Raw genomic sequence first — 23,522 nt, 5'->3', positions numbered from 1 at the left:
ACAGGATGCGCCGGAATGAAGAGTCATAAACGGAGAGGGAGGCGGGAAGATGTACGAGCTGAAGACGAAAGAGACGGACCGCGATGTCATGGAGTTTATCGAAGAAGTGGAGAACCCGAGGAAACGAGAGGATGCCTGCCGGCTGCTGGATCTGTTCACGGAGGAGACGGGATACCCGGCGAAGATGTGGGGGCCGAGCATCATCGGGTTCGGCCGGTATCATTACAAGTACAAATCCGGTCATGAAGGAGATGCGCCGCTCGTCGGCTTTTCACCCCGGAAAGCGAAGATCAGCCTGTACCTGGCCGGGGATCCGAAGACCGACGAGTTGTTGAAGGACTTCGGAAAACACACGAAAGGGAAAGCGTGTGTGTACGTCAACAAGTTGGATGACGTGGACTTGGATGTGTTGAAAAAGCTGGTCAGCCATACCGTTGCGTTCATGAAGGAACAGTACCCGGAACAATAAAAAAACGAATCAGCTCCCGCTTGGGGGCTGATTCGTTTTTCATTCAGGAAAGGCCGGTGACTTGCGGTGCTTCCGGCCGTCGATGAACGCGGCGCCGACGATGTCGCCCATGACGTTCGAGGCGGTGCCGCCCATCCCGATGAGGGCGTCAATGCCGGCGATGAGTGCCACGATCTCAAGCGGGAGGCCGAACACGCCGAGTACGACCGACAAGGTGATCAGTCCGGCTGCCGGCACCCCGGCGGTCCCGACGGAGATGACCGTGCCGATCAGGACGATGAGGAACAGGTCGGAAAACGACAGGTTCAGGTCCATGATGTTGGCCGCAAACACAATCGACGCCCCCATGCGGAGCGCGCCGCCGTCCGAGTTGAACACGGCTCCGAGCGGCAGCGAGAAATTGGCGACCCGCTCGGAGATGCCCGCTTTCTGGGCGGATTTGATCGCGACAGGAAGCGACGCCAGGCTGCTCGATGTAAAGAACGCCGTGCCGTAGGCTTCCTTCGTATCCTTCAGGAACGGGATGACGTGGAATCCGGCAAACCGGAGGAAGAACGTATAGACGACTGTCCAGTGGATCAGGATGCCGAGATAAAACACGGCGAGGAACTTGGACAGTGAGAGCAGGGTGCCCAGTCCCTGGGTGCCGAAAGTGACGGCGCTGATTGCCCCGATGCCGATCGGAGCAACGAGCAGCACGCCGTCCAGGATCTTATAAAACAATTTGTTCAGGGCGGCAACCACTCCGCCGAGCAGCTGGCCCTGTTCCGCGAGCTGAGAATCCTTGGAGAAGTTCATCGCGGACAGCGCGGCGCCCATCACGATGGCTGTGAACATGATGGCGAGCAGATCGCCCGACGCGAATGCCGAGAACAGGTTTTCCGGCACGACCTGCAGCAGGATGTCGGAAATATGCGGGGTCTGCGGCGGGTCGACCGGCGCATGGGGGAGGGTCAGCCCCTTGCCCGGACTGATCCAGAGTGCCAGACTGATGCCGATCAGGACGGCAGCGGCCGTTGTCGCCGTGTAGTAGAAGATGAGCTTCGCACCCAATTTGCCGAGCGTGGCGATGTTCATCTGATTGACCGCCAAGATGACGGTCAAGAACACGATCGGTATCGCGACGAAGCTGAGCAGGTGGATGAGCAGCGTGCCGACGGGTTTCAGGACGATGGCCTGGTCGCCGATGAGGAGCCCGAGGATGATGCCGGCCACGAACATGACCGAAACCTTCAGGATGAACGAAGCCTCTTTATATCTTTTCCAAAGCTTTGCCAAAATGAGTTTCCCTTTCTTTCTTTAAATGTCTTGGTGACGTTTATGATAGCGGAACTTTCGTCGTATATCCATTTTACTACTTGATTTACTCCTTGGACATTGGGTCAATTCATACGTGTGTGGTCCTGCCGGAAAGCATGATTGGGGATATTTATTGAGAATGGTTATCAGTTAGTGTAAGGTTGAGCGAGACGGGAATTTTGAAGTGGGGGACTGCCAAATGAAAATATACTGGACGAAGATCAACCGGATAATCGACGAAACGCCTGAGGTCAAGACATACATGCTCGACTGCCCGGATGGCTTTGAGTGGGAAGAGGGGTCTCACACCCACATGGCGCTCAAGGGGTTCAACGCCGGGGACAAGCCGAACCGCAGCCTGATCCGCCACATGTCCATTTCGACCTTGCCTCATGAAGGGGTAATCGGAATCACCACCCGCATCCGGGAGCAGTGCTCGGAGTTCAAGGGGATTTTGCGAGAGATGAAAGTCGGAGATGAAGTCGCAATCTTCAAGACCCATTCAAACGTTCCGCTCAAGCGGGAAGACAAAAATGTCTACCTGTTGTCGTCGGGCGTCGGCCTGGCCACTTTCCGTCCGCTCGTGCTGGACTTTTTCGAGCGTGCCGACGGGGTCAATCAAATCCACTCGCTGAACATCGACTCATCGAAAAAGTTCCTGTTCCCGGACGTGTTCGGAGCGGCGCCTGAGCAGAAGTTCACGTCCCGATTTGTCGTGAACCGGAACAAATACTACGAAGAGCTGAAGAACCTTGCGGCGGACGGGGAAGGCCTGTTCTACGTGGTCGGCAGTGACGAGTTCCTCAGGCAGAACATTGATGTTCTGCGCAGAGTGGGCGTCCGGCCGGAACAGATTATGCTCGACAAGCGGGAGGGACAGCTTGCGGAATTCCTGCCGGTGGACGCGACGGTGATGAGATGACCTTCCTACAGCGATAAAAGCAACGCTTCGCCGGATAAAGATAACGCTCGCACCGATAAAAGCAACGCTTCGCCGGATAAAGATAACGCTCGCTCCGATAAAAGCAACGCTTCGCTATGACCTGAACTTTGCCCAAGCTAAAAGAGACGAGAATGCAGCCTGGTTACCGGGTGCATTCTCGTCTCTTCTTTTTACTGGGTTACTCGTTCACCGCGGACACGGGAGAGCGGTCAACGGCTTTGCCGCCGCTTGGAGGCGGAGACATTTCTCCGTCATCGATCTTTGCGATCCCGATCCCCGTATACCCGAGGATGATTGCGAAGATGAAGCCGGTGTAGCAGAGGATGGCCCACGGTGCGTATTCGAACACCGAGACACCGAGCGTGCCGGCCATGAAGACGCCTGCGGATGACCATGGGACGAGCGGCACGACGACGGTGCCGGAGTCCTCGAGCGTCCGGGACAGATTCTTCGCGGCGAGGCCTTTCGCCTTGTATGTATCTTTGTAGATCTCGCCCGGGACGATGATCGACAGGTACGAGTTGCCGGTGACGAGCGCCATCGTGATGCACGAGAGGACGGTCGACAGGATCAGGTCGCCGGTGCGCTTGACGATTTTCATGAGTGCTTCGATGATGACTTCAAGCGAGCCGGATTTCGTCATGATGCCGGCGAAGATGAACGCGGCGAATGCGATGAGGACGACGCCGGTCATCGACTGCATGCCGCCCTGGTTGACGAGGCGGGTCACTTCGAAGATGACGCTTTCCGGATTGAATCCTTTCTTTTCGACCATATCGACAGTGAAGCCCGATACGGTCGAGGTGAAAATGTTCGTCGAACTGAAGCCCTGATAAAGCCAGCCGAGCAGGGCAGCGACGATCGAAGAGAAGATGATGACCGGAAGGGTCGGGTGCTTGCGGATCGAGCCGAACAGCACGATCGCCGGCGGCAGGAGCAGGAGCGTGCTGAACTTGAACATTTCCTTGAGCGTGGCGAGCATCTGGGTCATCGTCTCCGGGGTACCCACGTTGCCGGGGGAAAGCTGCAGCCCGGCAATGAAGTAGGCGACGAGCGCGATGAGGGCGGCCGGGATGGTCGTCCAGAGCATGTGCTTGATGTGATCATACAGCTCGCTGCCGGCTGCGATCGGCGCAAGGTTCGTCGTGTCGGACAAAGGCGACAGCTTGTCTCCGAAATAAGCGCCCGAAACGATGGCGCCGGCCGTGGCGGCGAGGTTTGCATCCAGTCCGGTCGCGATGCCCATGAGCGCGACGCCGACAGTCCCGACCGATCCCCACGACGTCCCGGTGACAATCGAGATGAGCGCGGACACGATGAAGGCGATCACGATGAGGAAATCCGGATTGATCAGGTTCAGTCCGTAAAAGATGAGCATCGGGATCGTGCCCGAGATCATCCACGTGCCGATCAGGATGCCGATTGAGATCAGGATGAGGATCGACGGCATCGCCTGGCGGATCTTGTCCTGGATGCCGTCCATCATGTCATCCCACTTGAGGCCGAGGCGCATGGCGATGAGCCCGGCGTAAAGGGAAGCGAGGATAAGGAGCGGCTCCGGCGGGAACTTGAACACGCCGTACCCGATGGCGAGCAGGAGCAGCATGACGACGATGGGCGAGAATGCTTCAAAGAAGTTCGGTTTGCGGATTGATTTCATAGGAAGCCTCCTTGATGACTGACTGGGTGAAGGGGGTTACCGTTTCTCGAATGTGCCGAACACCTGGATTTCTCCGTCTTTCATCATGCGGCGTCCTTTTGCGAACACGTCCCGGAGCTCGAGTGTGTCTTTGTCGAGGATGGCGAAGTCTGCGTCTGCATCGGTCGCGATGCGGCCTTTGCGCCCGAGCTTCAGTGCGCGGGCCGTATTGGATGTAACGAGCGGCAAGGTCTCATCGAGTGTCATGCCGTGGTCATTCACCGCGGAGATGAACTGTTCGAACAAGGTGCGGGCGCTGGCTACGCCGAGGCCGATCATCTCGCCGGCCTCATTGAACACCGGCAGGCTGCCGTTGCCGTCGGAGGAGAGGGTGAGCTGGTTTAGGTCGCCGCCGCTTTCCTTGTAATAGCGGATCCATTCGCCGGTGTCGTCCGCCGCCGTGATGTCGACGAACGAGCCGCGGGCGGCGAGGCGGATGGCGTCGTCAAACAGTTCTTTGCTGCGGCTGATATGGGTGGCGTACAGCGTCGTCGGCGGGAGTTCGTACCGGTCGAGCAGTTCATGCAGCTGCGACAGATAACCCTTGCCCGGTCCGGTATGGAAATGAACGACGCCCGCCTTGCCGCTGAGGAGGCCGCCGACACGGGCCTGTGCGGCGAGCTTCGACAGTTCCTCGACGGTCGGCTGGCCCGAGCGGGAGTCGGAGATGGCGATTTCTGCGATGCCGACGATCTTGTCGATCAGGATGATATCGTCTTTGGCGTTGTCGGTGATCGTCGGCGTATCGACGTCGTAATTGCCGGTATAGATGTAAGTGGTCATTCCTTCCTCTTCAAGCCCCCGGGCCTTCGCGAGGAGGGAGGTCATGTGTCGTGTTGTGCCGTCCGTGCCGAGCAGCCCGACAGCGGTCGTGATCCCGCCGCTGATGAAGTCGCTGATCTGGATCTCCGGCGTGCGCGTGGCGAATCCGCCTTCCCCGCCGCCTCCGGTGAAATGGACGTGCGGATCGAGGAGCCCAGGGATGACCCAGGCGCCGTTAGCATCGATGACGTCGATCTCGACGCCTGCGGAAGCGAGTGCCGCCTCGTCGATTTCACCGATGTGGAGGACTTCATTGCCGGCAAATAAAATCGACCTTCTGCCGAGCGGTTCGGGGGAGAGGATGTCTCCGTTCTTGATGAGTGTCAGCATATGTGCATCTCCTTTCCTACAGTGAAATAGTATATTCTAAATAATGATTCGTGTCACTAAGTTCGGAGAAGGTAAATGTTTCTGTCGAATGGCGGTAAAGTAAAAGAGGAGGAACGCAGATGCGTCCCTCCTCTTTCGTTCATTATTCAAAAGGGCGCTTCATGCCTTCCAGACTTGTGGTGAAGCCAAGCTTTTCATAGAAGCGGAGGGCGTTCGGGTGCTGTTTGTCTAGTAGGCTGGCCGAATGTTAAGAAAGAGCGGCTGAATGTTAAGAAAGGCCGCCTGAATGTTAAGAAAGAGTGGCTGAATGTTAAGAAAGGGTTGCTGAATGTTAAGCAAACCGGCATCCACTTGCGAGATGCCGGCGGGCAAGCGGTCAGTTCGCAGTTGTTGCGAAGTACGGGTCTTCTCTCCGGATGAAGCGGGTGCGGCTCAGGATGAGGGCGCCGGCCATCTGGAGGGTCGTCTTGACGATGATCTGCCCGAGTATCGCGTAGGGGACGGCTTCCCACGGGAGGAATCCGGCGCCGAGCGGGCTGAGGCCGATGATGACGAAGACGGTGGAGTCGAGGAGGCCGCCGGCGGTGCCGCTGTAGAAGACGCGCCAGGCCATCGGCAGTTTGACCCGCGAGTAGACTTCGGTGTCGGCCGTTTCCGCAAGTGCAAATGACAGCGCGGAGGCGGCGACAATCATGAGTGTGTCGCCGAGCAGGAATGACACGACCGCCGACAGCGCGAGTGCCGTGACGATGACCATGTAAGTTTTCTTGCGGCCGTACCGGTTTTGGACGAGGTCGCGGAAGATGAACGTCGCGCCGACGAAGAACGTCCCCATCGGCACGATGAATACGCCGAACTGGAACGGCTGGAGGGCGGCGGTGATGACGTTGGCGATGACGATCGATATCAGGTAGAGGAAGATTCTCATGTTCGATGACTCCTTGATGGTTGGATTGGCGGATCAGCGGGCGCCGGCCGTTTCGCTTTTTTCATTCATGTACTGCTTGAGGCCGTGTTTGCGCAGCCGGCAGGCGGGGCATTCGCCGCATCCGTCGGCCTTGACGCCGTTGTAGCAGGTGAGGGTTTTCGTCCGGACGAAGTCGAGCGCGCCGAGCTCGTCGGCGAGCGCCCATACGCCGGCTTTGTCGAGCCACATGAGCGGGGTATGGACGGCGAATGGCGCGTCCAGCGCGAGGTTCAGCGTGACGTCGAACGATTTGATGAAGGCGTCGCGGCAGTCCGGGTAGCCGCTGAAGTCGGTTTCGGACACGCCGGTGACGAGGTGTTTCGCGCCGATCTGGCTGGCGAGGACGCCGGCGAATGACAGGAACAGCAGATTGCGTCCTGGGACGAATGTGGACGGCAGTTCGCCGTCCGCACCGTCCGCCACTTCGATGTCGCCTCGCGTGAGTGCATTCGGCGCGAGCTGGCCGAGGAGCGACATGTCGAGGATGTGATGGTTGACACCGAGCTCTTCGGCGATTTCCTTGGCGCAGTCGATTTCGAGGGCATGGCGCTGGCCGTAGTCGAACGTGACGGCCTCGACTTCCGCGAATTGCTCCTTCGCCCAGAGGAGGCAGGTCGTGCTGTCCTGCCCGCCGCTGAACACGACGAGCGCTTTTTCGTCTTTGAGCATGTGATGACTCCCTTTCCAAAAAGAAAAACAGCACGAGGAAACGGGCTGCTTTCCTTAGTTTTTTAAAGTGGTAGAACCACTCGTATTCGGTTACCGGTTGTCGATCGTCTCCGGGTTCATGTCGTGGTTCATGAGCCGGTAGTCGGCGATCTCCTCATATTTCGTTCCGGGCCTTCCCCAGTTGCACCACGGGTCGATCGAGATGCCGCCGCGCGGGGTGAACTTGCCCCAAACCTCGATGTAACGCGGCTCAAGCAGGTCGATGAGGTCATTCATAATGATGTTCACGCAGTCTTCGTGGAAGTCTCCGTGGTTGCGGAAGCTGAACAGATACAGCTTCAGCGACTTGCTTTCGACGAGTTTCTTGTCGGGGATGTAGGAAATGTACATCGTGGCGAAGTCCGGCTGGTTCGTGATCGGGCACAGGCTCGTGAATTCCGGGCAGTTGAACTTCACGAAAAAATCGCGGCCCGAATGCAGATTGTCGACCGCCTCGAGCACTTCCGGCGCGTATTCGAATGAGTAGCTGACGTTTTGGTTGCCGAGCAGCGTCAGATCGTTGAGCCCTTCTTCCTTGTTTCGTCCAGGCATGAAAAAAGCCTCCTTGTCGTGTCGGCCGGCACACGCAAGAGAGGCTGTCTGTGATCGATCTATAAAAAAACAAAGCCGTCATATCCGGCATGGACATGGCGGGAAATCGTCATGGTTCCATAGGTTTTTTATAGAGGGTGATCGCTATGCAACCTCTCCCGCCTGTGTGCGGGCAATTCAATTCTGTCTTTATCATAGAGGAGATAGTTGGAAGAGTCAATGTGTGTCTGAGTCAGTCTTCCGGCGGTTCGCTCAGCAGCCAGGGAAGAACAGTTTCAAACTCCAGCCGCAGTTTCGATCCGTTGGAAAAACCGATGCGGAAGCGTCCGATCGTCTCCGTGTTTTCGTCGGTCCAGTGGTCGGATGCGGCTGGCGGCCCGTCCAGCAATTGGCCTGCCAGCTCATAGTGTCCCAAGTAATACCGTTCGGGAAAGGACTCGGCGGGAAAGTCGGAAAGGAGGTCGGGGCGTGCCGGATCGAGACTAAGCTGATCAAACAGCCGGCGCTCTTGCTCGTTTAGGTCTTTGACGGCCTTCCGGAAATTCAGGCAATACAAGCAGTCGCACAGGATATCCCGCTCACGGGACAGGCGGGGCTTCAGCCCGATGGTCCATTTGCCAATGGTTCGTTCTTCCAATTTCACCGCCTACTTTCCACAAATTTCTGATATTCGATATAATAAGCGAGAGGTCGCCTGCAGGTCAAGAAGCAGTGGCAAATGCAGAGAGGGATTGACTACAGTTGTTGGGAAGGGGTGGATAAGGGTGAAGAAGCTGGCGTTGCTCTTGCTTGGAACGTTGCTGGTGTTGGCGGCGTGCGGATCACAAGAGGCATCGATCGAGGAATTGGACAAAGTGCCGAGGAAGGTCGAGGAGAATCTGGACCGTAATGAATGGCTTCAGGCGATCCAGACAAGTGATACGAAGTCCTATTATCTGGTGTTCCGATCGGACCGGGCGGTGGATGCGGCCATCGAAGTGAAAAACAGCAAGGCGAACGTCAAGCTGAACGAAACGGGCAATGCCGGGAGTTCAAACGGGTGGCATGTGTTTAAAGTGAAGCGCAACGGCAGGGAGGACACGGTCGAGTACTTGATAAACGGCCAGTCGGTGCCGATAAGCATAGTGATCATCGATTGACGGAAGTATACTGAATGAAAAGAGGGGGAGTCCAATGAAGCGATTGGCGGCAGCCCTGCTTGTAATCATGTGGCTGGCGGGATGCGAATCTTCCGGCCCTGTAGTGGAGAAGTTGGACCAGGTTCCGCGGAAAGTGGAGAAGCTCATGGAGAACGAACATTCACTGCAGATGATTGAAACCGGATCAGGATCCTATCTGGTGTTCCGCAGCTACATGTCCGTTCGGTCGGGATTTGAAACGAAAGGCAGCACCCTCATCGTCAACTTGGATGAAGTACCTCCGCAATCGGACCAAATCGAAACGCATGTCTACAAAGTTGAGACCGGGGAAGAGCCGGACGCAACGGAATTCCGGGTCAACGGCGAACCCGCGCCGCTTGGTGTCCTCATTTACGATTAAATGTATTAAGAGGAGAACAACGGATGGTTGTTCTCCTCGTTTTTGTTTATTCAAGATCAAGCCGCATCCTCTCCGTCTTCAAGACATGCCCGTCAAAGTCATCGTCAAATTCCTCGACCGTGCGGAAGCCCTTTGCTTCGTAGAACGTCTTGCCGATCCGGTTGCCGGATTCGACGTCAATGAAGACGGATTTCGGCTGGAGTTCTCGGATACCTTGCCGGAGGAGTTTCGATCCGGCGCCCCTGTTCTGCGCTTCAGGCAGGAGGTAGATGGCGGCGAGCTCCACGCTGCCGTCTTCCCGGACAGGCGAGAAGTTGGCGAATCCGATGATTTCATTGCCGGTTTCGGCCACGTAAAACGGCGTGCGCCCGCAACGCTTTTCGAGCATCCCCGGACTGTAGGCCTGATCAAGGAAGCGGTCCTGCACCTCCCTGGGAATCAGCCCCTCGTAAGTCGCGTGCCAGCTCTCCGTCGCCACCCGCCGCACATGCGGAATATCCGCGGCCGTCATGTTTCTGATCGTCGTCTCCAACTCCTCATCCCCTTAATACAGCGTTCTCTTTTCCTCCGGCATGAAGCTGCCAAGCGCCAAATAAATCAGCGGAGAGGCCGGCGTCAACAGGAATGCCAGTCTCACCAGGAAAGAAGAGATTCCGAAATGCTCGGCCAGCCCTCCGCATACCCCGAAAAGCGCCCGGTCCTCAGATGAACGTGTGAACCTCATTCTCCCGATCCCTCCCCTGTTAAGATTCCTATTCGGGAAAGCAGGGCGGAACTCCTTTTGCGGAAATTAATCGTTCGATTCAAGCGGGGAATCGTTCGATTCAAACACGTAATCGTTCGATTCGAGCGGCTAATCGTTCGATTCAAACGCGTAATCGTTCGATTCGAGCGGCTAATCGTTCGATTCAAATGCGTAATCGTTCGATTCGCCTGTTACCTCATCCGCGATTCCTTTATTGGCGGAGCTTGAGTGGATTCGTTTAAGCTAGGAGCAGGAGAGCACCAGCCGGAATCAACTTGAAGGAGGCGCAGCCTCATGAAGACACTTAGACTGATTGGAAGCATTCTCGCCGTCCTCCTGATCGCGTGGCTCGTGTTCATCATGGTCCGGTCAAACCTGCCGCAGGGGGACGGTTTTGACGCATCGGAGTATGAGGACGCAACAATCGGCGCCAATCCGGATGCGGTCGTCGAGGAATTGCCGGAGATGGGACTGAAGCCGGGCGAGCTCGCGCCGGATTTTGAACTGGCGACACTGGACGGAAAAACGGCGAGCCTGAGCGATTATCGGGGCAAGAAGGTGGTCCTGAACTTCTGGGCAACCTGGTGTCCGCCGTGCCGGGAAGAAATGCCGCATATGCAGCGGTACTACGAGGAAAACGGCGGAGGGGAAGCGTTCGAGATCGTTGCGGTCAACGCCACGGAAACCGAGCGGGGCAACGGAAAAGCCGTCGCTCCGTTCGTCGAGGAACTCGGCCTCACGTTCCCGATTCTCATGGACGAGAAAGGCAACACATCGGAACTGTACGAGATTCTGTTCTACCCGGTGACGTACATCATTGACGAAGACGGCGTGGTGATCGAGCAGGTGATGCAGCCGCTCACGGAGAAGATGATGGATACGAAGTTAAACTAATGCCCGGATTGGATAAAGAATGGGTATCTTTCATTGTCCCCTTTTTTAAATGACTCGCCTAAGTTATAAGCCCTATGCTCAAGAGAATAGGATGGAAAGCAGATGAGAAAAGGAGAGGGTCTGTTGGATAGCGTAAAAGTAATAAACTTGGTTCCTAAGTTTCTGGACTTTTATAGACTTGCCAACAAAGAAGATATCGATGAAGACAAGAGATGGGCGTTGTGGAAAGAGCTTTATGATTTTGCCGCTGTTCCTCCAGGCGAAGAAGGACAGGCAATGGCAAAGAAGTTAGTAGAGGGCGCGTGGGATAAATATGAACAAGAACTAACCGTGATCGAGAAGTGGGCCCCCGACGAGGAAAAAGTGAAAACCTATCTGTCAAAAGTAAAGACATTACTTGGCTATGATCAACCAGTCAGCTTGGTTGTTATTTACTTTGTCGGAGGCTTTGAGAATAATCCCTTCGTTGCCCCCTTTGACGATGAAAGGTTGGCACTATGTCTTCCCGTTGAAAATGGTGACTCCGATATCCATCTGGTCCATGAACTTACACATATTGTTCATGCTCATACGGCACAATTGACAGGAGGCTGGGAACGAACAATCGCTTCCACTATACTGCAAGAAGGTCTGGCTACTCAGGCAAGTAAATATTTGATTCCCGGAAATCCTGATGAACTGTATATTGAACACCAGAAGGGATGGTTGCAGTCCTGCAATGAAAATAAAGCAGAAATCTTTGCAGGCATAGCTCCATATCTAAATGAATCTTCATCTGAGATCGTAACGAAATTCACCATTGGAAATGGGACAATCAACCATGAAAGAGAAGCATACTACGTTGGTTGGGAGATTGTGAGATCCCTTTTGGAAAGCGGCGTAACATTTAAAGAAATTGCGGGGATCAAAGAAGATGACATACCGGGTTATGTAAATGCGCTAATCGCCAATCGGCCGGATAATTCTCCTATGGAAACTATCTGAGCGATCCATCATAATGGAAGAAAAATGGAGCGAGGGATGGGTGAGGTGAGTGATGTCCTTGGTATTCTTGCCTTTTCAGGTTTGATTATCGGTCTGCTTGTCGGACTCCGGCGGCAGATCCGGTACATGAGTATGCTCGAGCGCACGCAAGCGCCCGATCAAAAGCTGCTCCGCAAAAATCGGCTGGTCGCTGCGTCGATGGGCGCATTCATTTTCTTTTTTGCCATGAATGTCTTGACGGGGACCGGCATGGTTACGGAGACGTATGTGTCCAACCGCGGAACGGCACTCGGTGCGTGGATCAGCCTCATCATCTTCCTGCTGGCAAAGTTTGCAATGCGGCCGAAGAACCCGCCGATGTCCATACGATGAACAGTCCGGCGCTCTTGAGATTCCCATGTTCTCAAGGGCGTTTTTCAACCGTATTCCACGCTTCCAGGAGGTGCAGATCCGGTGTTTTTATCCATGCTTTATGTGTTTGTGTTCGTTGTGCTGGCCGGTGCATTCGGCGGGTTTCTGGCCAACCGCTTGATCCAGCGGTTTCCGGTCCCGAAAGCTGTCGGATATGCGGGGGGCGTTGCGGGTACCTTTCTGTTTGTTTATCTGATAACCCGGCTGCCGTTTTTGGAGAATTGGATGTCGTTCTGGGCGGTGGCGGGGACGGCGGAGTTGATCTATCTCTTTTTCCTGCTGCTGTGGGACGAACGCTCGGCGCGCTGGACGAGCCGGATCGGGATGGTGGTTCTCTCCTTGTTCCTTGCAGGGTTCATTTTCATCGGCATCGTGTCCGGCAAGAAAGGGGCGGACGAGACTTATCTGCTGCCGGACGGATTTGAAGGATGTGTGGTCGTCCGCTATGACGTAAAGGGCGCTCCGCCTCTGAAATTCACGGATAACGAAATTGTCTACACCGTTCCCGAGAGCGGCATCATCGACACTTCCTCCCCGATGGAACTTGGATGGGCCAGCGAGCATGGCTCGGGTCCGTACCGGACGAAGGCCTTTTACGTGGACGAAAACGGCAACAGAGTCAAAGAACTGCCGCAAGAGAAGGTGCGCTTCGGGGCGAACGGCGCAACACAGGAAGAAGGAAAGCCTGAACGGAAATACCAGTACGTGATCTTTGGCTCTGAAAAAACAGAAAGTCTGGGCTGTTCCCAATTGGAAAGTTCTCTGCAATGACAACGGAAAGGAAAGTTTTAATGGAAGGCGTTAAACCGTATCCAACCCGGTACATATTGATTCTCCTGATCACTGCGGCCTCTTTGCCTGCCCTGCTGTTGCCGGCAAGCCTCGACACCCTCCATCAGGCATTCGGCATCTCCAGGGAGAACCTGCTCGACGGGAAATATTGGACTCCCTTCACATTTTCTTTGTTCCATCGGAGCTTTGCGCATTATTTGTTCAATATCGTTCTGATCACGTGGATGTCGAAGCAAATAGAGACCGCTTATGGGAGCACCAAGATGGCCGGCCTTGTTCTGTTGTCGGTCATCACGAGCAGCACTGCCGTGATCGTGAGCTCGGATTTTTCCAGTGTGATCGGTGCCTCCGGGATTGTTTTTGGGATGCTGGGCGTGTACAGCACATGGGCTGTTTTGTATCCGAACGATCTTTCGAAGCGCTATAAGATTTCAATGGAAGCCATTTTGTTGGTCAACCTTTTCGTCCATTGGCTCATTTTCCGGAACGGGCTGGCGATCAGCATCTCTGCCCATGTCGGCGGTTTTGTCGGCGGTGTTCTGTTCGGTGTCTTGGATAGGCTGCCGGCCCGCAGGCGGAGGAGAAGTACATATGATTGAAAGAAGAGACGAGGTTGCGTCCGTTAACGAGGACACAATCCCGTCTTTTTTGGCGAAGCGTTATCTTTATCCGGCGAAGCGTTGCTTTTATCGGAGGTAGCGTTATCTTAATCCGGCCAAGCGTTGCGTTTATCCGCACGAGCGTTATCTTTATCCGTCAAAGCCTCCCGCACTTTCCTCAAATCCGCCCTAAAACCTTCACGCCCGCCTGTTCAGAAAAGTGATACACTAAAAGAAAATCGCAGTTTGGGAGGAATGGGCATGAAGACGCTCTGGCACGGGGGTTCGTTCAGGACGATGAAGTCGGAGGGTGACATGGTGGAGGCGGTGCTCGTCGAGGACGGCCGGATCGGGGCGGTCGGCACATACGAGGAGCTGAAAAGCCGGGCGGACCGGGAAGTCGATGTCGGGGGGGCGTTCGTGTATCCGGGATTCGTCGACACGCATATGCACATCATCGGGCACGGCCAGCAGCTTTTGAGCAACAATCTCTCGGCGGTCCATTCGTCGGATGAGCTGCTCCGTGTGATGAAGGAAGCGGCGGAGAAGGTGCCGGAGAGCGAGTGGGTGCTCGGCGAGGGCTGGGATGAGAACCTGTTCCCGGACTCTCACGTGCCGACGCTCGCCGAACTCGATTCGGTGACGGACAAGCCGATGATGCTGAAGCGGACGTGCCGGCATATGCTGCTGGCAAACTCGGCGGCGCTCCGGCTCGCGGGCATCACCAAAGACACGCCGGACCCGGAAGGCGGGGTGATCGTGCGGGACGCGGAAGGCCGGCCGACCGGTTTCCTGAAGGAAGACGCACAGGACCTCGTCGAATCGATCGTACCGGCGCCGACTGCAGAATCGATCCAAAAAGCGCTTGAAACCGCGGTCGACGATCTGACGTCGATGGGGCTCACCGGCTGCCACACCGATGACCTCGGCTATTTCGGCCGCTATCAGAACCCGCTCAATGCGTTCCATGAGGTTCTCGGCGAAGGCAGGCGGAAGTTCCGGGCGCATCTGCTGCGCCGGTCGACCGTGTTCGAGCAGATGATCGAGGACGGGGCGACGTACAACGAGCCGTGGGCCGAACCCGGCGCGATGAAGTTCTTCATCGACGGCGCGCTCGGCGGCAAGACGGCGGCGCTGTCGGAAGACTATTCCGACGATCCGGGCAACCGCGGCACGTTTGTCGTCACACGCGAAGAAGCGGAGGAACTCGTCCGCCGGGCCCGCCGGCATGACGAAGCGATCGCGGTCCATTTGATTGGCGACGCGGCGACGGAGCTCGCGCTCGACCTGATCGAAACGTATCCGTGCCCGGCCGGCAAACGCGACCGGCTCATCCACGTATGCGTGCTCCGCGAAGACCTTGTGGAACGGATGGAGAAGCTGCCGGTCATCCTCGACATCCAGCCGGTGTTCGTCGGCTCGGACTTTCCGTGGGCGGAAGACCGCCTCGGCCCGGACCGGCTCGGCTGGGCGTATGCCTGGAAAAAGCTCATGGACCGCGGATTCATCTGCGGCGGCGGCTCCGACTCGCCGGTCGACTCGGCCGATCCGTTCCTCGGCATTTACACCGCGGTTGCGCGCAAGCTTCCGGACGACCCGAAGGAAGGCGGCTATCTGCCTGATGAAAAGCTGTCGAACTTCGACGCCATCCGGCTGTACACGACGGAAGCGGCGCGCGTGCTCGGCCAGGAAGACCGCCGCGGCCTGATCGCCCCGGGGCATTTCGCCGACTTCACGATCGTGGACCGGGACCTTGAGCGTCTGCCGGAAGACGAGATCATGGAGACGAATGTTTTGATGACCGTCGTGGACGGGGATGTCCAGTATAAGAAGTGATGGAGGAGGAGATGGCCATGTCCGCTGCACGGCCGATCCGCAACTTCCTGCCCGGGCTGCTCGTGCTCGCGGGCGGGATCTACACGGTTTATTACTATTACATGTACTGGCTCCGGGTGTACGGCGCGCTCTGCCTGCCCGGGCGGGGGGATCCGGTGCTCGTCGAAGTGACGCGCGGCATCTGGATCCGCCTCGACTCGCTCCTCTTCCCGACGATCTTCGGCGTGTTCATGATCCTGCTCGGCATCATGCTCGTCTGGAAAAGGAAATTTGGCGTCGCCGTGCTGACGCTCGTCCTCAGCGCAGCCGTCATCAACTGGCCCGGATTTTTCCTCGTCCTGGCGGGCGCGCTGCTCGGCCTCGTGTTCTGGCGCAAGACGCTCATCCCGGACATCGACCTGCCGAAGGGGACGGTCGACTGGATCGCCGGCCGGGTCGGTGAAGTGAAGCTGAAGTCCTTCAAGGAAATCCCCTCGGGCGATGGTCACCGTGTCTATGAATTCACGAATGAAGAAAAGGAGCCGTTTGTCGTGAAGGCGTCGGTCCATGCGGAAAAAGCGGCCGGCGAGGCGGATGCCCTCCAGTTCGCCGCGGACCGGGGGCTGCCCGCGCCGGAACTTGCGGCGGCAGACGTGAAGGAGGACGGACAGCCCGGTTCACTCCTCCTCATGCGCCGTATTGGCGGCGGGGTTTTCCTCCACCCGCTCAGCTTTGACCTGTGGGCGGACGAGATTGCGGACGTCATGGGCCGGGTGCACAAGGCCGACCCGGCCGGCGCCCGGCTGACGGATCCCGTCCCGGCGGATCCCGTCGTGCCGGAATGGGCGATCGACCGGGACATCTGGCAGCGCGCCGCGGACCTCTTCGCGCGCGAAGCCGAAGACGCCCCGCTCCGGTTCATCCACGGCGACTGCGAACCCGCGAATATCCTGTTCGACGACGGCCATGTGAGCGGCATCGTCGACTGGGAACACGCCGGCATCGGCATCCCCCAGACCGACATCGGCCGGATGCGCATCGCCCTCGCGCTCATCCACGGCGAAGAAGTCGCAGACCGATTTTTGAAGACGTACCGCGAATCTGCCGGCGAAGCATTCTCGTACAGCCGCTACTGGGACCTCCGCGCGGTCTACGGGTGGCTCGCAGGGAGCGGTACCGACGGCATCGCCCGCCGCTGGATCCCCTTCGGCGTCACCACGCTCACCGAAGACGAAGTGAAGCGCCGGCTCGAACTGTTCGTGCGGGACCTGGTAGACGGGAAATTGACATTTAAATAATAATTCTGTTTATTTTGGGGCGGGAAGGGAACACTCGCAAACAAGTCGTTCTGCAATCGCGGAGCGGCTTTTGTTTTTTGGGTTGACGGGGAACCGGGGAAGTTGACACCCGCATGCGGAAAGTTGACACTCGACACCGAGGAATTAACACTCACCTGCTGAAAGTTGACACCCGCAGCCACAAAGTCGACACTCATAGAAGCAACACCGGAAAAAGGAGCTGAACCCGAATGAAAAACGGAAAAACCCGCGCGGACGTGAAACCCGGACAGCGCGTGAACATCGTCCTGAAGAAAGACCAGCGGACCGGGAAGCTGACCGAGGGAATCGTGAAGGATCTCCTCACAAATTCTCCGACCCATCCGCACGGCATCAAAGTGCGGCTCGAGGACGGCCAGGTCGGCCGTGTGCAGGAAATCATCGAAGAATGAACAAACGCCGCCGACCGGTCTTCCCGGTCGGCGGCGTTTCTGCTTTATATCTTCTCCAAGGCCTCTGCGATGGAAGTATCTCCGGCAACGAGGTCGAATGCGCGGCGGATCGTTTTGTCCTCATCGAGGGCGGCGACGATCGTCCGGGCGACGTCTTCGCGGGAGATCGATCCGCCCTCAAGGTTTTCGGCTGCGGTCACCCGGCCGGTGCCGGGTGTGTTCATGAGTCCGCCCGGCCGGATGATCGTGTAGTCCAGGCTGCTTTCGGTGAGTGCCCGGTCCGCATAATGCTTCGCAACGTAGTACGGCCGGATGGTCTCGTTCCAATTTTCCCGGTGATTGGCCTGGAGGGCGCTGATGAGGATGAACCGGCCGATCCCGCCTTTTTCGGCGGCTTCCATTGATTTCACTGCACCGTCCAGGTCGATCAGGAGCGTCTTGTCCGGACCGGTATGTCCGCCGGAACCTGCTGCAAACACGACGGCGTCGATGCCGACCATCGCACGCGTGAGCTGCTCGACGCTCCCCTCCAGGTCGGCAACAATCGTTTCCACCCCATCTCGTTCAAAGCGCCCCGCCTGTTCTTCGCTCCGCACCATCGCCCGGGGAGTATGATTTTTGCTTTCCTTCAGCAGACCGACGACTTGACGGCCGATCTGCCCGTTAGCGCCGATGACGAGTACATTCATGGGTATCCTTCCTCTCATCCAAAAACCGCCCGCGCAGTCCGGCTGCGGGGCGGCGGGTATGTCACTTGCTGTCTTTCTCGGAGGATTGGCTGTTCGACTGTTCATCCTCCGCAGCCTTATCGGCCCGGTTGAAGTCGTCCTGGTACAGCACTTCCTGTGTGTCGGAGAGGCCGTTGTTCTTCTCGGTCATCCGTTCGTGTGGAGGCTTCTTTTCATTCATTTGTCCGCACTCCTTTCAGAAATTGTCTATATCTAGTGTTTCCGCTCCGGCCCCGCGCTAAACATCCGGAAGTATTTCCGCAATTTTGAAACCGTCTTCCCTGTACGGGCGTCTCTCCATTAGAATAGGGGAAAGGGGTGGGGTTATGAAGGTGGCGGGGAAGGTGCTGTCGCTCGTCGGTATCACGGTTTTTATTTTGATTTTCTCGATTACGCCGATCCTGTACATCGTGTTCGGCGGGCTCATCCACTGGGCGCCGGCGTTCCTCGGGTTGCTGATCGGGTTCATCACGATCATCGGCATGGCGATTTTCAACGTGAGGAGCCGGAAGGTGTTCTACGGGGTGCCGGCCGGGATTCTGCTCGCCGGGATCGTCGCTTCGGTTCCGCTTTGGTATATGCAGTCAAAGCCCGTCGTCTCGGCGCAGGAAGTGGATCTGTTTGATTACGCGCCGTTTTCCGGGACGAAGACGGTCAGTCTCGATCAGCCCGCTTCATTCAAGATCACCGAAGACCTGCCGGTGATCGACGGGGCGACGGCGCTGTATCCGGTGTACGCGTCGTTCGCCGAGGCGGTATATCCGGAGAGGGAATACGATCCGTACGAAAGCGAAGTGATGTCGAACCGCACGGGAGAGGCGTACAGGAGGCTGATCGCCGGAGAAGCCGATCTCATCTTCGCACTCGGCCCGTCCGAAGCGCAAAGACGACGCGCGGAAGAAGCCGGGAAGGAACTCGTCCTCACCCCGGTCGGGAAGGAGGCATTCGTCTTTTTCGTGAACGAGGACAATCCGGTGGACGGTCTGACGCAGGATCAGCTGCGCGGCATTTATTCCGGTGAACTGACGAACTGGAAGGAAGCCGGCGGAAAGCGGACGAAGATCCGCGCATATCAGCGGCCGCCCGACAGCGGGAGCCAGACCGCTCTCGAGGACTTCATGGGCGACACGCCGATCATGGCTGCGCCGACCGAGAATACCGCAGACCTCATGAGCGGCATGATCGAGGACGTCGCCGACTACCGGAACTTCGGCGGGGCGATCGGCTACACGTTCCGTTATTATTCCGAATCGATGATCGGCAACAATGAGATCAAGCTGCTCGCGGTCGACGGCGTGAGGCCCGCGGTCGACACGATCCGCTCCGGCGACTACCCGCTCACCCGCGAGCTCTATGCAATCACCGCCGGCACGGCCAATCCGAATGTCGAACCGTTCATCGACTGGGTGCTGTCGGAGGAAGGGCAGGAGATCGTGGAGAAGACAGGGTATGTAGGGATTGGGAAGTAAAAGAACGTCCGTCGTCTGGCAATCGTTCGATTCGGCGGCGCAATCGTTCGATTCGAACGCTTAATCGTTCGATTCAAAGGCGCAATCGTTCGATTCAAATGCATAATCGTTCGATTCACGCGCCGCACACTATTCGGGAGGCGATAAAATGAACAGCAACTGGTGGAAGGCATTCAATCTGCAACATCCGATCATCCAGGCCCCGATGGCCGGATCGACGCCGCCGAAGTTCGTCGCGGCGTGCTGCGGGGCGGGGATCCTCGGGTCGCTTGGCGCGGGATATATGACGGCGGATGTGACGCGGAAGGCGGTCCGGGAGATCCGGGAGCTGACGGAAAGGCCGTTCGGCGTGAACCTGTTCGTTCCGGAAAACCCCGAGCGGGATCCGGACGTGATCAAAGCGGCGTTCGGAGCGCTCCGGCCGTACCGGGAAGAGCTCGGACTGCCGGAAGAACTGCCGGCGCTCGGCGAAAGCGGGTTCGGGGAACAGGTCGCGGTGCTCGCCGAGGAGCACGTGCCGGTCGTGTCGTTCACGTTCGGCCTGCCGGATGAGCACTCGGTCCTCCGGCTGAAGGGCGCCGGCTGCTTCCTCATCGGCACGGCGACGACGCCTGAAGAGGCGGTCCAGGCAGAACGGGCCGGGATGGACGCGGTCGTCCTGCAGGGAAAGGAAGCCGGCGGCCACCGCGGGGCGTTCGACGGGGAAGACCGGTTCCTGTCGCTCGGCGATCTGCTGGCGGAAACGGACGTCTCGGTTCCGCTGATCGCGGCCGGCGGCATCTGGGACGCGGAAACAGTCCGCGCTGCGCTGGACGCCGGCGCCTCCGCCGTCCAGGTCGGCACCGCGCTGCTCGTCTCCGAAGAAAGCGGGGCGAACTCGCTTCATAAAGAAGCGATCCTCGGCGCCGCTGACGGGGACACCGTCATCACGAAGGCATTCAGCGGGAAAAGCGCCCGCGGACTGGCCAACCGGTTCACCCGGGAGATGGCCGGCGCGCCGATCGCCCCGTACCCGCTCCAGAACGGCTTGACGAAACCGATCCGGTCGGAAGCCGGAAAACAGGGGGACTCCGGCCTCCTGTCGCTCTGGAGCGGTGAAAACGGCTGGCGCGGCGAAGGCGGCACGGTGGCGGAGATTGTGGAGCGGCTGACGGGCGGCGCAGCGGAGGAAAAGATCTGAGGCATGAGAATTTTCCTCCGCCTGAATGCCCTCGCCGTCCTCTTTGCCCTCATGGTCGCCGTTCCAGTACTGGCCGACCTCAACGCCAACCGGATCCTCCGCGTCATGGACTGGGAGCCGGACACGCTCGTGACCGCGAGCTTCTTCCTGAATTCCGTGTGGATCGCCGTCCTGTCCGCGGCCGGATTCCTGCTCATCCGGCGCTGGCTCGGCGTGCGGCCGTCCCGGTTCGTCCTGTCCCTTCTGTGGATCCCGTATTTCCTGCTGATTTATTTCCTGTTCGGCCTGTTCTTCCCGGTCGTGGACACGAGCGACCGGTTCAGCGAGGGGACTGAACTCACTCTCCTGTTCTGGCTCTCCATCACTCCGTTCTGGATCGCGTTCCTTTGCGCGGTCGCCGGTTCGTCGGGACCTTCGGATGGGGAAGTTCTTCCGGACGATGGTCACAAAGTTGAGGACCGCCCGCCGATTCATTAAAATGGAGGAGGAAGTCCCGTGACAGCGGGGCGGGAGAGGACGTTTACCGTGTTAAAAGAAGTGAAGATCGAAAAACGGATTTTGTGGCTGTCGTTCTGGACGGGCAGCCTTTTTGCCTTGGCCGAATTTTTAATGGCGATTTATTCGGGATCCCAGGCCGTGCTGATGGACGCGGCGTATGATGCGTCCGAATTGCTGGTCGTCGGGCTTATGCTGTTTCTCATGCCGCTGTTTCACAGGCCGATCTCGGAAAAGCTTCCGTTCGGATTTTCGCAGTTGGAATCCATTCTGGTCATCGCCAAAGGTCTCATGCTCCTGTCGGTGACACTCGGCCTGTCGGCGAAGAGCGTGGAGGTTGCGCTGTCGGGCGGCAATGAAGTGGCCGGCATCCAGATCTCGATTTTCCAGGGAATCGTCGCCGTGGCCAGTCTCGTCATCCTGATCATCATGCGCCGGATGAACCGGTCGCTGTCATCGCCGATCATCAACATGGAGGTCTATGGCTGGAAAGTGGACGTGGCGTACAGCGTCGGAATGGGGGCAGCCTTCTTCGGATCAACGTTCTTGAAAGGGACCCCGTTGGAATGGCTTTCCCCGTACTTTGACCAGATCGTCTCCGTGCTCATCGTGCTGTTCATGCTGCCGGAGGCGATGAAAATGCTCTTCCGGGCAATCAAAGACGTGATCCTCATTTCCCCGGAGAAAGAGACGATGGACCGCATCAAGTCTGCGTGCAACCGCGTGCTGGAAAGACATGAACTGGAGTCCGTGTTTTATGACGTGACCCGCACGGGACGGAGGATGTGGGTGGCCGTGTATTTCAGAACCGGGCGCGACACCCTCTCGGTACCGTCGCTACAGTCAGCCATGCGCGAAGCCAACGCCGCGCTCGCCAAAGAATTCGACAACTGCACGTGCGAACTGATCATGGCGGACCCGAAAGCGGAAGGCCTGCCGTAAATCAAATGAACCCCTTCCGGAGCGGCCGGAAGGGGTTCTGCTTTGAGGTTGTCAAGCTGTAATCTGCTGCCAGGCCATCAGTCGCGCGCCGTCACGGCCGTGCCCGTCGCAATGCACATGAGCATGCCTTCGCGGATCGTCTCAAAATCGAGGTCGACGCCGATGATCGCGTTCGCACCGAGCCGCTTCGCCCGGTCTTCCATTTCCCGGAGGGCGATGTCGCGGGCCTCCGCCAGTTTGCTTTCATATGCCGAGCTGCGGCCGCCGATCACGTCGGTCACCGACGCGAAGAGATCCCGCACGATGTTCGCCCCCATGATCGCTTCCCCGACCACAATTCCGTGATACGTCTCAACCGTCTTGCCCTGCAGCGTGTTCGTCGTCGTTACGAGCATAAATGAACCCCTCCCTGTCCTGATGATATTCATACGCAAGCACCGCCCCGGAAGATTCATCCCGTCTTCAGAAAATCTTCACTTCTCCATGCGGAAAAGATTAAGAATCAGCGCGTATGATGGGGACATGAGGTTGCGCTCCAATGAGACGGTTGAGGCGTTCATGATCCCCAGCGGAATCGCCGTGACCGGAAGGCCCCCGGGAAATTTCTTTCAAAACCGGGTCATCCGCTTGAACCCTTCCGCACCCGGGCGCCGTATATTGAAGAAACGGGTCCCGGATTACAATCGGTCCCGGGACCGAGGCGGATTCCCGCCCGAGGCCGTTTTGGAAAGGGGCATTCCGGTTCATGATGGAGAGAAGAAGCCCGCCGGCCGGAACGCCGGGCGGGAAGACGGGGTGGATTTCATGAAAGATGTATTTATCGTATTGACGGATACCGGAACGGTGCTGTCAAAAATCATCCGGCGCTTTACGCGGAGCCGGCTCAATCACGTGTCGATCGCGTTCGATGAACAGCTCGGGGAGATGTACTCGTTCGGCCGGATACAGGAGTGGAACCCGCTCTCGGGCGGCTTCGTCCGCGAGCGGCCGGGCGAGGGGCTGCTGAAGGAGGCGGAATGCGCCGTCTTCCGGTTCCGCGTGACGGAGGAGGAGCTGCACCGGATCCGGGCACGGATCAAGGAGATCGAGCAGGATCAGGATCGGTATACGTACAATTTCCTCGGGCTGATCGGCGTCCTGCTGAACCGGGAGATTCCCCGCCGGCGGGCATATTTCTGCTCTCAGTTCGTCGTGGAAATGCTCGCCTGTGCGGACGTCCGGATTACGGACACGCCGGCATGGCGCGCGCAGGCCCGTGACTTCGCCGAATCCGCCCGGCTCTCGCCGGTCTACGAAGGGCCGCTTGCCGGATGGGTCGGCCTGCAGCCGGTCCGCGTCATCGGGCATCCGCGATCGCTCCGCCGGCGGCTCCTGCGGGTCCCGTTCCGGCGGGCGGCTTGATCGGCGGGGG

29 protein-coding genes and 1 riboswitch are annotated in these 23,522 nt (G+C 57.9%); of the genes, 17 read left to right on the top strand and 12 right to left on the bottom strand.

Annotated features, from left to right (window positions below):
• The first annotated feature begins 49 nt into the window (after window positions 1-49).
• Window positions 50-469 carry a DUF1801 domain-containing protein gene (locus BN1189_RS03670; RefSeq protein ID WP_040225575.1) on the top strand — a complete coding sequence of 140 codons (420 nt, stop codon included), beginning with the start codon at window positions 50-52 and terminating at the stop codon, window positions 467-469.
• 39 nt (window positions 470-508) lie between these two features.
• Here the strand turns inward: BN1189_RS03670 and BN1189_RS03665 are convergent, their stop codons facing one another.
• A complete protein-coding gene (locus BN1189_RS03665) occupies window positions 509-1,747 on the bottom strand; it encodes a dicarboxylate/amino acid:cation symporter (protein WP_082194126.1) in 1,239 nt (412 codons plus the stop codon).
• A gap of 220 nt (window positions 1,748-1,967) precedes the next feature.
• Between BN1189_RS03665 and BN1189_RS03660 the strand changes: the two genes are divergently transcribed.
• Window positions 1,968-2,690, top strand: coding sequence for a bifunctional nitric oxide dioxygenase/dihydropteridine reductase 2 (locus BN1189_RS03660; RefSeq protein WP_040225572.1), 723 nt, complete (start codon window positions 1,968-1,970; stop codon window positions 2,688-2,690).
• Between the two features lie 199 nt (window positions 2,691-2,889).
• On the opposite strand, the gene nhaC is transcribed toward BN1189_RS03660, so the two are convergent.
• The 6 genes from nhaC to BN1189_RS03630 all read right to left on the bottom strand — a co-directional run bounded on the left by nhaC (window position 2,890) and on the right by BN1189_RS03630 (window position 8,426).
• Window positions 2,890-4,371 (bottom strand): Na+/H+ antiporter NhaC, encoded by a 1,482-nt coding sequence (nhaC, locus tag BN1189_RS03655; RefSeq protein WP_082194125.1) that lies wholly within the window; start codon window positions 4,369-4,371, stop codon window positions 2,890-2,892.
• 36 nt (window positions 4,372-4,407) lie between these two features.
• On the bottom strand, window positions 4,408-5,562 hold the full coding sequence (gene iadA / locus BN1189_RS03650) for a beta-aspartyl-peptidase (protein ID WP_040225569.1): 1,155 nt from the start codon (window positions 5,560-5,562) through the stop codon (window positions 4,408-4,410).
• 376 nt (window positions 5,563-5,938) lie between these two features.
• Window positions 5,939-6,490 carry a VUT family protein gene (locus BN1189_RS03645; RefSeq protein ID WP_040225566.1) on the bottom strand — a complete coding sequence of 184 codons (552 nt, stop codon included), beginning with the start codon at window positions 6,488-6,490 and terminating at the stop codon, window positions 5,939-5,941.
• Between the two features lie 33 nt (window positions 6,491-6,523).
• Window positions 6,524-7,198 (bottom strand): 7-cyano-7-deazaguanine synthase QueC, encoded by a 675-nt coding sequence (gene queC / locus BN1189_RS03640; protein WP_040225563.1) that lies wholly within the window; start codon window positions 7,196-7,198, stop codon window positions 6,524-6,526.
• Window positions 7,199-7,246: 48 nt separating this feature from the next.
• Window positions 7,247-7,284, bottom strand: a riboswitch (PreQ1 riboswitch).
• Between the two features lie 4 nt (window positions 7,285-7,288).
• Window positions 7,289-7,789, bottom strand: a complete 501-nt coding sequence (gene queF, locus BN1189_RS03635) for a preQ(1) synthase (RefSeq protein WP_040225561.1) — start codon at window positions 7,787-7,789, stop codon at window positions 7,289-7,291.
• A 232-nt stretch (window positions 7,790-8,021) separates the two neighbouring features.
• Window positions 8,022-8,426, bottom strand: coding sequence for a hypothetical protein (locus tag BN1189_RS03630; RefSeq protein WP_040225559.1), 405 nt, complete (start codon window positions 8,424-8,426; stop codon window positions 8,022-8,024).
• 127 nt (window positions 8,427-8,553) lie between these two features.
• Here BN1189_RS03630 and BN1189_RS03625 point away from each other — a divergent pair, with 127 nt between their 5' ends.
• Both BN1189_RS03625 and BN1189_RS03620 read left to right on the top strand, forming a co-directional pair.
• Entirely contained in the window at window positions 8,554-8,928 is a 375-nt protein-coding gene (locus BN1189_RS03625) for a hypothetical protein (RefSeq protein ID WP_040225556.1), read from the top strand.
• A gap of 34 nt (window positions 8,929-8,962) precedes the next feature.
• Window positions 8,963-9,328, top strand: coding sequence for a hypothetical protein (locus tag BN1189_RS03620; RefSeq protein WP_040225553.1), 366 nt, complete (start codon window positions 8,963-8,965; stop codon window positions 9,326-9,328).
• Between the two features lie 46 nt (window positions 9,329-9,374).
• On the opposite strand, the gene BN1189_RS03615 is transcribed toward BN1189_RS03620, so the two are convergent.
• Window positions 9,375-9,839 carry a GNAT family N-acetyltransferase gene (locus tag BN1189_RS03615; protein WP_040225676.1) on the bottom strand — a complete coding sequence of 155 codons (465 nt, stop codon included), beginning with the start codon at window positions 9,837-9,839 and terminating at the stop codon, window positions 9,375-9,377.
• A 33-nt stretch (window positions 9,840-9,872) separates the two neighbouring features.
• Window positions 9,873-10,052: a PspC domain-containing protein gene (locus BN1189_RS03610; protein ID WP_040225550.1), complete on the bottom strand. Its 180-nt coding sequence runs from the start codon at window positions 10,050-10,052 to the stop codon at window positions 9,873-9,875.
• A gap of 315 nt (window positions 10,053-10,367) precedes the next feature.
• Here BN1189_RS03610 and BN1189_RS03605 point away from each other — a divergent pair, with 315 nt between their 5' ends.
• The 8 genes from BN1189_RS03605 (at window position 10,368) to BN1189_RS03570 (ending at window position 17,297) form a co-directional block, all read left to right on the top strand.
• Window positions 10,368-10,967, top strand: a complete 600-nt coding sequence (locus BN1189_RS03605; RefSeq protein ID WP_052455615.1) for a TlpA disulfide reductase family protein — start codon at window positions 10,368-10,370, stop codon at window positions 10,965-10,967.
• 102 nt (window positions 10,968-11,069) lie between these two features.
• Window positions 11,070-11,951, top strand: a complete 882-nt coding sequence (locus tag BN1189_RS03600; protein ID WP_040225548.1) for a hypothetical protein — start codon at window positions 11,070-11,072, stop codon at window positions 11,949-11,951.
• Between the two features lie 36 nt (window positions 11,952-11,987).
• The gene (locus BN1189_RS03595) at window positions 11,988-12,323 is read left to right on the top strand and encodes a hypothetical protein (protein WP_040225546.1); all 336 of its coding nucleotides are present in this window, start codon (window positions 11,988-11,990) and stop codon (window positions 12,321-12,323) included.
• A gap of 81 nt (window positions 12,324-12,404) precedes the next feature.
• Complete coding sequence (locus tag BN1189_RS03590; RefSeq protein ID WP_143242239.1) at window positions 12,405-13,133, top strand: DUF6843 domain-containing protein; 729 nt, start codon at window positions 12,405-12,407, stop codon at window positions 13,131-13,133.
• A 20-nt stretch (window positions 13,134-13,153) separates the two neighbouring features.
• Window positions 13,154-13,753: a rhomboid family intramembrane serine protease gene (locus tag BN1189_RS03585; protein ID WP_179860900.1), complete on the top strand. Its 600-nt coding sequence runs from the start codon at window positions 13,154-13,156 to the stop codon at window positions 13,751-13,753.
• Between the two features lie 261 nt (window positions 13,754-14,014).
• Complete coding sequence (locus BN1189_RS03580) at window positions 14,015-15,589, top strand: amidohydrolase (protein WP_040225541.1); 1,575 nt, start codon at window positions 14,015-14,017, stop codon at window positions 15,587-15,589.
• Window positions 15,590-15,606: 17 nt separating this feature from the next.
• A complete protein-coding gene (locus BN1189_RS03575; protein WP_052455613.1) occupies window positions 15,607-16,866 on the top strand; it encodes an aminoglycoside phosphotransferase family protein in 1,260 nt (419 codons plus the stop codon).
• Window positions 16,867-17,096: 230 nt separating this feature from the next.
• Window positions 17,097-17,297 (top strand): YwbE family protein, encoded by a 201-nt coding sequence (locus tag BN1189_RS03570; protein ID WP_040225538.1) that lies wholly within the window; start codon window positions 17,097-17,099, stop codon window positions 17,295-17,297.
• 44 nt (window positions 17,298-17,341) lie between these two features.
• Here BN1189_RS03570 and BN1189_RS03565 read toward each other — a convergent pair whose 3' ends face one another.
• Window positions 17,342-17,986, bottom strand: coding sequence for an SDR family oxidoreductase (locus BN1189_RS03565; RefSeq protein WP_040225536.1), 645 nt, complete (start codon window positions 17,984-17,986; stop codon window positions 17,342-17,344).
• A 61-nt stretch (window positions 17,987-18,047) separates the two neighbouring features.
• The gene (locus BN1189_RS03560) at window positions 18,048-18,206 is read right to left on the bottom strand and encodes a YfhE family protein (protein WP_069201942.1); all 159 of its coding nucleotides are present in this window, start codon (window positions 18,204-18,206) and stop codon (window positions 18,048-18,050) included.
• A gap of 145 nt (window positions 18,207-18,351) precedes the next feature.
• Here BN1189_RS03560 and BN1189_RS03555 point away from each other — a divergent pair, with 145 nt between their 5' ends.
• The 4 genes from BN1189_RS03555 (at window position 18,352) to BN1189_RS03540 (ending at window position 22,111) form a co-directional block, all read left to right on the top strand.
• The gene (locus tag BN1189_RS03555; RefSeq protein ID WP_040225533.1) at window positions 18,352-19,494 is read left to right on the top strand and encodes a PstS family phosphate ABC transporter substrate-binding protein; all 1,143 of its coding nucleotides are present in this window, start codon (window positions 18,352-18,354) and stop codon (window positions 19,492-19,494) included.
• Between the two features lie 148 nt (window positions 19,495-19,642).
• Window positions 19,643-20,674, top strand: a complete 1,032-nt coding sequence (locus BN1189_RS03550) for an NAD(P)H-dependent flavin oxidoreductase (protein WP_040225532.1) — start codon at window positions 19,643-19,645, stop codon at window positions 20,672-20,674.
• Between the two features lie 3 nt (window positions 20,675-20,677).
• Window positions 20,678-21,151, top strand: a complete 474-nt coding sequence (locus tag BN1189_RS03545) for a hypothetical protein (protein WP_040225530.1) — start codon at window positions 20,678-20,680, stop codon at window positions 21,149-21,151.
• A 48-nt stretch (window positions 21,152-21,199) separates the two neighbouring features.
• The gene (locus BN1189_RS03540; RefSeq protein ID WP_040225667.1) at window positions 21,200-22,111 is read left to right on the top strand and encodes a cation transporter; all 912 of its coding nucleotides are present in this window, start codon (window positions 21,200-21,202) and stop codon (window positions 22,109-22,111) included.
• Between the two features lie 77 nt (window positions 22,112-22,188).
• Here BN1189_RS03540 and BN1189_RS03535 read toward each other — a convergent pair whose 3' ends face one another.
• Entirely contained in the window at window positions 22,189-22,506 is a 318-nt protein-coding gene (locus tag BN1189_RS03535) for a YbjQ family protein (protein WP_040225528.1), read from the bottom strand.
• A 409-nt stretch (window positions 22,507-22,915) separates the two neighbouring features.
• Here BN1189_RS03535 and BN1189_RS03530 point away from each other — a divergent pair, with 409 nt between their 5' ends.
• On the top strand, window positions 22,916-23,512 hold the full coding sequence (locus tag BN1189_RS03530; RefSeq protein ID WP_069201945.1) for a hypothetical protein: 597 nt from the start codon (window positions 22,916-22,918) through the stop codon (window positions 23,510-23,512).
• Window positions 23,513-23,522 lie beyond the last annotated feature (10 nt).

Source organism: Bhargavaea cecembensis (assembly GCF_000826125.2).
In the GTDB taxonomy this organism is placed as follows: Bacteria; Bacillota; Bacilli; order Bacillales_A; family Planococcaceae; genus Bhargavaea; species Bhargavaea cecembensis_B.
The sequence above is the reverse complement of the archived record's forward strand: the minus strand, read 5'-3'. Positions and strand labels throughout refer to the sequence as shown.

Coding starts and splice junctions, on each gene's coding strand:
- BN1189_RS03580 (WP_040225541.1), top strand. CDS start 14,015: ATGAAGACGCTCTGGCACGGGGGTTCGTTCAGGACGATGAAGTCGGAG.
- BN1189_RS03595 (WP_040225546.1), top strand. CDS start 11,988: ATGGGTGAGGTGAGTGATGTCCTTGGTATTCTTGCCTTTTCAGGTTTG.
- BN1189_RS03535 (WP_040225528.1), bottom strand. CDS start 22,506: ATGCTCGTAACGACGACGAACACGCTGCAGGGCAAGACGGTTGAGACG.
- nhaC (WP_082194125.1), bottom strand. CDS start 4,371: ATGAAATCAATCCGCAAACCGAACTTCTTTGAAGCATTCTCGCCCATC.
- iadA (WP_040225569.1), bottom strand. CDS start 5,562: ATGCTGACACTCATCAAGAACGGAGACATCCTCTCCCCCGAACCGCTC.
- BN1189_RS03600 (WP_040225548.1), top strand. CDS start 11,070: ATGAGAAAAGGAGAGGGTCTGTTGGATAGCGTAAAAGTAATAAACTTG.
- BN1189_RS03610 (WP_040225550.1), bottom strand. CDS start 10,052: ATGAGGTTCACACGTTCATCTGAGGACCGGGCGCTTTTCGGGGTATGC.
- BN1189_RS03530 (WP_069201945.1), top strand. CDS start 22,916: ATGAAAGATGTATTTATCGTATTGACGGATACCGGAACGGTGCTGTCA.
- queC (WP_040225563.1), bottom strand. CDS start 7,198: ATGCTCAAAGACGAAAAAGCGCTCGTCGTGTTCAGCGGCGGGCAGGAC.
- BN1189_RS03660 (WP_040225572.1), top strand. CDS start 1,968: ATGAAAATATACTGGACGAAGATCAACCGGATAATCGACGAAACGCCT.
- queF (WP_040225561.1), bottom strand. CDS start 7,789: ATGCCTGGACGAAACAAGGAAGAAGGGCTCAACGATCTGACGCTGCTC.
- BN1189_RS03545 (WP_040225530.1), top strand. CDS start 20,678: ATGAGAATTTTCCTCCGCCTGAATGCCCTCGCCGTCCTCTTTGCCCTC.
- BN1189_RS03645 (WP_040225566.1), bottom strand. CDS start 6,490: ATGAGAATCTTCCTCTACCTGATATCGATCGTCATCGCCAACGTCATC.
- BN1189_RS03620 (WP_040225553.1), top strand. CDS start 8,963: ATGAAGCGATTGGCGGCAGCCCTGCTTGTAATCATGTGGCTGGCGGGA.
- BN1189_RS03585 (WP_179860900.1), top strand. CDS start 13,154: ATGGAAGGCGTTAAACCGTATCCAACCCGGTACATATTGATTCTCCTG.
- BN1189_RS03605 (WP_052455615.1), top strand. CDS start 10,368: ATGAAGACACTTAGACTGATTGGAAGCATTCTCGCCGTCCTCCTGATC.
- BN1189_RS03560 (WP_069201942.1), bottom strand. CDS start 18,206: ATGAATGAAAAGAAGCCTCCACACGAACGGATGACCGAGAAGAACAAC.
- BN1189_RS03570 (WP_040225538.1), top strand. CDS start 17,097: ATGAAAAACGGAAAAACCCGCGCGGACGTGAAACCCGGACAGCGCGTG.
- BN1189_RS03550 (WP_040225532.1), top strand. CDS start 19,643: ATGAACAGCAACTGGTGGAAGGCATTCAATCTGCAACATCCGATCATC.
- BN1189_RS03615 (WP_040225676.1), bottom strand. CDS start 9,839: ATGACGGCCGCGGATATTCCGCATGTGCGGCGGGTGGCGACGGAGAGC.
- BN1189_RS03670 (WP_040225575.1), top strand. CDS start 50: ATGTACGAGCTGAAGACGAAAGAGACGGACCGCGATGTCATGGAGTTT.
- BN1189_RS03555 (WP_040225533.1), top strand. CDS start 18,352: ATGAAGGTGGCGGGGAAGGTGCTGTCGCTCGTCGGTATCACGGTTTTT.
- BN1189_RS03565 (WP_040225536.1), bottom strand. CDS start 17,986: ATGAATGTACTCGTCATCGGCGCTAACGGGCAGATCGGCCGTCAAGTC.
- BN1189_RS03575 (WP_052455613.1), top strand. CDS start 15,607: ATGTCCGCTGCACGGCCGATCCGCAACTTCCTGCCCGGGCTGCTCGTG.